Here is a 5,744-nt window from a genome sequence, read left to right on the forward strand (position 1 = left end):
TAATAGCGGTGGTGGCCGGTCTGGTCGTGCAGATCGGCCGGCTCCGACTGCCCCGCCCGCCGCGCGTCGCAGATGATCTTGATGGTGTGACCCGACATTGCCGCCTCCAGCAAAGAACTTGTTGTTTGTGGTTCATCAGTCGCGACCGGTGCCGGCGGCGTTCACATGGCGAGGCCGCAATCGGGTTTCCGGACGGTTTCGCCGCTTGCCGGCCACGCAATATTTTGCTTCGGGAGTGTCGGGACGTGCTGCCGTGCCACGTCCTCTGGACTTGCGCAGAAAAACAACGAGGTGACGATGCTGTACGCCATCCTGGCCTATCACGTGGAAGACGAGGTCATGTCCTGGACGCCGGAGCAGGACGCGGCGGTCGTGGCCAAAGTCATCGAGGTTCAGGCGCCCCTCAGGGAAAGCGGTCAGTTTGGGCCGGCAGCCCGCCTGGACGAAACCCGGAAAGCCCGCACCTTGCGGGGGCCCGGCGCCGGAATGGTGCTGGACGGGCCGTTTGCCGAGACCAAGGAGCAGCTGCTGGGCTTCCATTTGATGCAATGCGCCACCGAGGAGGAAGCGATCGCAGCGGCGCGGAAGCTGCGCGCGGTCAACCCGACGGCGGTCTACGAAATCCGCCCGGTCAAGCTTTACGTGCCGGCCGATGGGTTCGGCGCGACGTAGAAGCGCTGGATCAGCAGCCCGCCAAAAGCAAGGAACCACACGAAGGGCGCCAAATGCGGCGCGAACGCCGCAACGACCGTGCCGGGGATGAACACGGCCACCGGGAACAGCGACGCCACGATCTCGCGGCTCCAGCCGCGCAGGATCGTCCACCACAGCAAGGCATTGAGGCTGGCGATCGCGGTCAAATGCAGGCCATAGAGCACCGCCACCGCGCTGCTCATGGCGTAATTGGTGTAGAGGCCGTTGGTTACCGGCAGCAGCACGATCGAGAGCAGAAAGAACAGGTTGAGGACCACCATGCCGCGGCTACCGAGGGGCTGGCGTGCCAGTCGGCGGTGATGGCTGATCCAGAACACGCCGGCGATGATGAAGCTGAGCGCAAATCCGGCGAGCTTGCCGGAATAGACCCGCGCCAGATCATTCCAATCCGGCGCGCCGCTGAACACAGCCGCCTTGGGCAGATCGTAGGCCAGCAGCGTCATGGCGACGCCGAAAATGGTGTTGCTCAGCGACTCCAGCCGCCGCATCTCGAACTGTTCGGTCTTTCCCCCTAAAACCTAAAGCAGGCTTCGTCCAGCTGCATTGCGATTGCCGCTGGAATGGCCGACTCTCAGCCTTTCACCGGGGCGATTCGTGGCGACATATCTGGACACGCTCAATGCGGAGCAGCGCCGCGCCGTCGAGCATGGCGTGGCCGACGGCGCGACCGTGGCTGCCCCCCTGCTGGTCATCGCCGGCGCCGGCTCCGGCAAGACCAACACGCTGGCCCATCGCGTCGCGCATCTGATCGTCGCCGGCAGCGATCCCCGCCGCATCCTGCTGATGACGTTCTCCCGGCGCGCGGCAGCCGAGATGGCCGGCCGCGTCGAGCGCATCTCCCGCAAGGTGCTCGGCGAGACCAATGCCGCGATCATGCGCGATGCGCTCACCTGGGCCGGCACCTTCCACGGGATCGGGGCGCGGCTCCTGCGCGAATATGCCGAGCGGATCGGCGTCGATCCCGCCTTCACCATCCACGACCGCGAGGACTCCGCCGATCTGATGAACCTGGTGCGGCACGAGCGCGGACTGTCGAAAACCTCGAGCCGCTTTCCCGCCAAGGGCACCTGCCTGTCGATCTACTCGCGCTGCGTCAACGCGGAGATGGAGATCGAGAAGGTGCTGGGGCAGCACTATCCCTGGTGCGCGGGCTGGGCCGCCGAGCTAAAGGGACTGTTCGCCGCTTACGTCGAGGCCAAGCAGGCCCAGCACGTGCTCGATTACGACGACCTCCTGCTGTACTGGTCGCAGATGATGAGCGATGCGCTGATCGCCGAGGAGATCGGCGGCCGCTTCGACCACGTCCTGGTCGACGAATACCAGGACACCAACCGCCTGCAATCCTCGATCCTGCTGGCGCTCAAGCCGGACGGGCGCGGCCTCACCGTGGTCGGCGACGACGCGCAGTCGATCTACTCGTTCCGCGCCGCCACCGTACGCAACATTCTGGAATTCCCGCAGAGCTTTTCCCCGCGCGCGGAGATGATCACGCTCGATCGCAATTACCGCTCGACGCAGGCGGTGCTGGCGGCGGCCAACGGCGTGATCGGCCTCGCCCGCGAGCGCTTTACGAAGAATCTCTGGACCGACCGCAGCTCCGGGCAGAAGCCGCAGCTCGTCACCGTGCACGACGAGGCCGACCAGGCGCGCTACATCGTCGAAGCGGTGCTGGCGAACCGCGAGCAAGGCGCGCTGCTCAAGCACCAGGCGGTGCTGTTCCGGACGTCCTCGCATTCGGGTCCGCTCGAGATCGAGCTGACCCGCCGCAACATCCCGTTCGTGAAGTTCGGCGGGCTGAAATTCCTCGATTCCGCGCACGTCAAGGACGTGCTGGCGCTGCTGCGCTTTGCCGAGAACCCGCGCGACCGCGTCGCCGGCTTCCGCATCCTGCATCTGTTGCCGGGCGTGGGCCCCGCCACCGCGCAGCGCGTGCTCGACCAGATGGCGGAGAGCACCGATCCGCTTCATACGCTCGGCCGGCTCCCGGTGCCGGCGCGGACCGGCGACGACTGGACCGACTTCGTCCGCACGGTGGCGAACCTGCGCAATTCGGAATGGCCCGTCGACCTCGAGCGCGTGCGGCTCTGGTACGAGCCGCATCTCGACCGCATCCACGAGGATTCCGAGACGCGCCGCGCCGACCTGATGCAGCTCGAGCAGATCGCGAGCGGCTATGCGTCGCGCGAAAAGTTTCTGACCGAGCTCACGCTCGATCCCCCGGATGCGACCAGCGACAAATCAGGTCCGCCGTTGCGCGACGAGGACTACCTGATCCTCTCCACCATCCATTCCGCCAAGGGCCAGGAGTGGAAGTCGGTGTTCGTGCTCAACGTCGTCGACGGCTGCATACCCTCCGATCTCGGCGCCGGCACCTCGGCCGAGCTCGAGGAAGAGCGCCGGCTGCTCTATGTCGCGATGACGCGCGCCAAGGACGATCTCCACCTCGTCGTTCCCCAGCGCTTCTTCACCCACGGCCAGGCCGCCAAGGGCGACCGCCACGTCTACGCCTCGCGCACCCGCTTCATCCCGGAGCAATTGGTCCATCTGTTCGAGCGCACAGCATGGCCGAAAGCCGCGGCGGGCACGGCGCGCGCCGCGGCACAAGGCCCGAAGATCGACATCGGGGCGCGGATGCGCGGGATGTGGCGGTAGACGCAAGAGGCTCGTGCCGGGACCTGTCAGGATAGTTGGAACAACAGGGGTCCGTCATGAAAGCCGTCGTCGTCGAGCATTACGCCCCCATCGATCAGATCGAGCTGAAGGACGTCCCCGCCCCGTCCATCGAGCCGGGCCAGTTGCGCATCCGCGTGGAAGCCGCAGGCATCGGCTTCGTCGACGGCTTGAAGATCGAAGGCCGCTACCAGACCAAGGATCCCCTGCCCTTCATTCCCGGGACGGAGTTCGCAGGTGTGGTGGCGGACGCGCCCGGCGCACCCGGCGGTTATCACCCCGGCATGCGCGTGATGGGGATGACGCGCTCGGGCGCGCTTGCCGAAGAGATCGTCGTCAGCCCTGCAGCGCTCCATCCCCTGCCGGACGGCGTCGCGCCAGAGGTCGCCGCCTCGTTTCGCGCCAATTATCTGACCGCGCTCTATGCACTCAGCGCCCGCGCCTCGCTCGGCGCAGGCGAACAGCTACTGGTGCTGGGCGCGGCTGGCGGCACCGGAATCGCAGCCGTCCAGATCGGCAAGCTGCTCGGCGCGCGCGTGATCGCAGCCGCATCGACGCCGGACAAGCGCGCGTTCGCGCAGGCGCACGGCGCCGACGCCGCGATCGACTACACCCAAACCGGCTGGCGCGACACGCTGAAGGACTTGACGGCAGGACACGGCGCCGACGTGATCTTTGACCCCGTCGGCGGCGAAATCTCGGTGCAGGCCTTTCGCTCCATCGCCTGGCGCGGCCGGCATCTCGCGGTCGGGTTTGCCGCCGGCACGATTCCCGCGTTGCCATTCAATCTGCCGCTGCTGAAAGGCGGCGCCCTGCTCGGCGTCGACCTCGCGCAGATTGCGACGCGCGAGCCCGACGTGCAGACGCGCCTGATGTCGCAATTGACGGGCTGGCTTGCCGACGGCCAGCTGAAGCCGGTGGTCGGCCAGGTCTTCGCCTTCGCGGATTTCCGCGAGGCGTTCAAGACGATGCAGACGCGCGCTGCGCTCGGCAAGATGGTGGTACGGATCGCGCCATAGCACGCACAAACGGAAACCGAGCATTTCCGCTCGTGCGCTTGTGACCGGGCGGCGGTCCCCTAGATCTGGCCGATCATCCCACAGAGACCTGATCGATGACCGCACCGCTCGAATTCGGACTGGATACCTTTGGCGACGTCACGCGAGATGCGTCCGGCGCTATGATCACGCATGCGCAGGTGATCCGCAACGTCGTGGACGAGGCGGTGTTGGCCGACGAACTCGGGCTCGACTTCATCGGGCTCGGCGAGCACCACCGCGCCGATTTCGCGGTCTCCTCGCCGGAGACCGTGCTGGCCGCGATCGCATCGCGCACCAAACGCATCCATCTCGGCTCGGCCGTGACGGTGCTGTCGTCGGACGATCCCATTCGCGTGTTCCAGCGCTTTGCCACGCTGGATGCGGTCTCGAACGGACGCGCCGAGGTGATCCTCGGCCGCGGCTCGTTCACCGAATCCTTTCCGCTGTTCGGCTTCGACCTGCGCAAATACGAAGAGCTGTTCGAGGAGAAACTCGATCTGTTCGCCGCGCTGCTGCCGCAGCAGCCGGTGAGCTGGGACGGCAAGCTGCGTCCGCCGCTGCGGGATCAGCTGGTCTATCCGCCGGTCGAGAACGGCCCGCTGAAGACGTGGATCGGCGTCGGCGGCAGTCCGCAATCGGTGGTGCGCGCCGCGCATTACGATCTGCCCTTGATGCTCGCGATCATCGGCGGCGATCCCGCGCGCTTTGCGCCTTATGTCGATCTCTATCACCGCGCCTTCAGGGAGTTCGGCCGCCCGTCCAAGCCGATCGGCGTGCATTCGCCGGGCTATGTCGCCGACACCGATGCGCAGGCGCGCGAGGAGCTGTGGCCCGACTACAAGGCCATGCGCGACCGCATCGGCAAGGAGCGCGGCTGGCCGCCGATGGGCCGCGACGAGTTCGTCAGCGAGGCCGAGCACGGCTCGCTCTATGTCGGCTCACCTGAGACGGTGGCGCGCAAGATCGCGAAGACCGCGAAGGCGCTCGGGATTTCTCGATTTCAGTTGAAGTACTCGGCGGGGCCGCTGCCGCACGAGAAGCTGATGCGGAGCATCGAGCTGTACGGGCGCAAGGTGGTGCCGATGGTGCGGGAGATGATGGGGTAGCGTACGTGCAGAGCCAGTCCGCCTACGCCCTACGGGCTACGGCGCGACAGCCTTCGCTCACTTCGCGCCACGAGCACTTATGCTGGCTTGCCGAGCCGAAGCTCGCGAAGCGAGCGAAGGCTGGTGGGGGAGGCAGGACTCGAACCTGCGAAGCCATGAGGCGGCTGATTTACAGTCAGCTCCCTTTGCCACTCGGGACACTCCCCCGCTCGAC

At 66.5% G+C, this 5,744-nt stretch carries 5 protein-coding genes and 1 tRNA gene; 4 read left to right on the forward strand and 2 right to left on the reverse strand.

The window, feature by feature from the left end; genetic code table 11:
* Nucleotides 1-297: 297 nt before the first annotated feature.
* Nucleotides 298-672, forward strand: a complete 375-nt coding sequence (locus JHD07_RS31125; protein ID WP_028137147.1) for a YciI family protein — start codon at nt 298-300, stop codon at nt 670-672.
* Here JHD07_RS31125 and JHD07_RS31130 read toward each other — a convergent pair.
* The gene (locus JHD07_RS31130; protein WP_291629105.1) at nt 639-1,202 is read right to left on the reverse strand and encodes a TMEM175 family protein; all 564 of its coding nucleotides are present in this window, start codon (nt 1,200-1,202) and stop codon (nt 639-641) included. The two genes, JHD07_RS31125 and JHD07_RS31130, sit on opposite strands and share 34 nt — an antisense overlap.
* A 106-nt stretch (nt 1,203-1,308) precedes the next feature.
* Between JHD07_RS31130 and JHD07_RS31135 the strand changes: the two genes are divergently transcribed.
* The 3 genes from JHD07_RS31135 (at nt 1,309) to JHD07_RS31145 (ending at nt 5,530) form a co-directional block, all read left to right on the forward strand.
* Nucleotides 1,309-3,366 (forward strand): ATP-dependent helicase, encoded by a 2,058-nt coding sequence (locus JHD07_RS31135; RefSeq protein WP_291629107.1) that lies wholly within the window; start codon nt 1,309-1,311, stop codon nt 3,364-3,366.
* 56 nt (nt 3,367-3,422) lie between these two features.
* Complete coding sequence (locus JHD07_RS31140; RefSeq protein ID WP_291629109.1) at nt 3,423-4,403, forward strand: NADPH:quinone oxidoreductase family protein; 981 nt, start codon at nt 3,423-3,425, stop codon at nt 4,401-4,403.
* Between the two features lie 95 nt (nt 4,404-4,498).
* On the forward strand, nt 4,499-5,530 hold the full coding sequence (locus JHD07_RS31145) for an LLM class flavin-dependent oxidoreductase (RefSeq protein WP_291629111.1): 1,032 nt from the start codon (nt 4,499-4,501) through the stop codon (nt 5,528-5,530).
* 121 nt (nt 5,531-5,651) lie between these two features.
* Here JHD07_RS31145 and JHD07_RS31150 read toward each other — a convergent pair.
* A tRNA-Tyr gene (locus JHD07_RS31150) sits at nt 5,652-5,737 on the reverse strand.
* Nucleotides 5,738-5,744: the final 7 nt, after the last annotated feature.

Origin of the sequence: Bradyrhizobium sp., from assembly GCF_016462955.1 — a bacterium.
GTDB lineage: Bacteria > Pseudomonadota > Alphaproteobacteria > Rhizobiales > Xanthobacteraceae > Bradyrhizobium.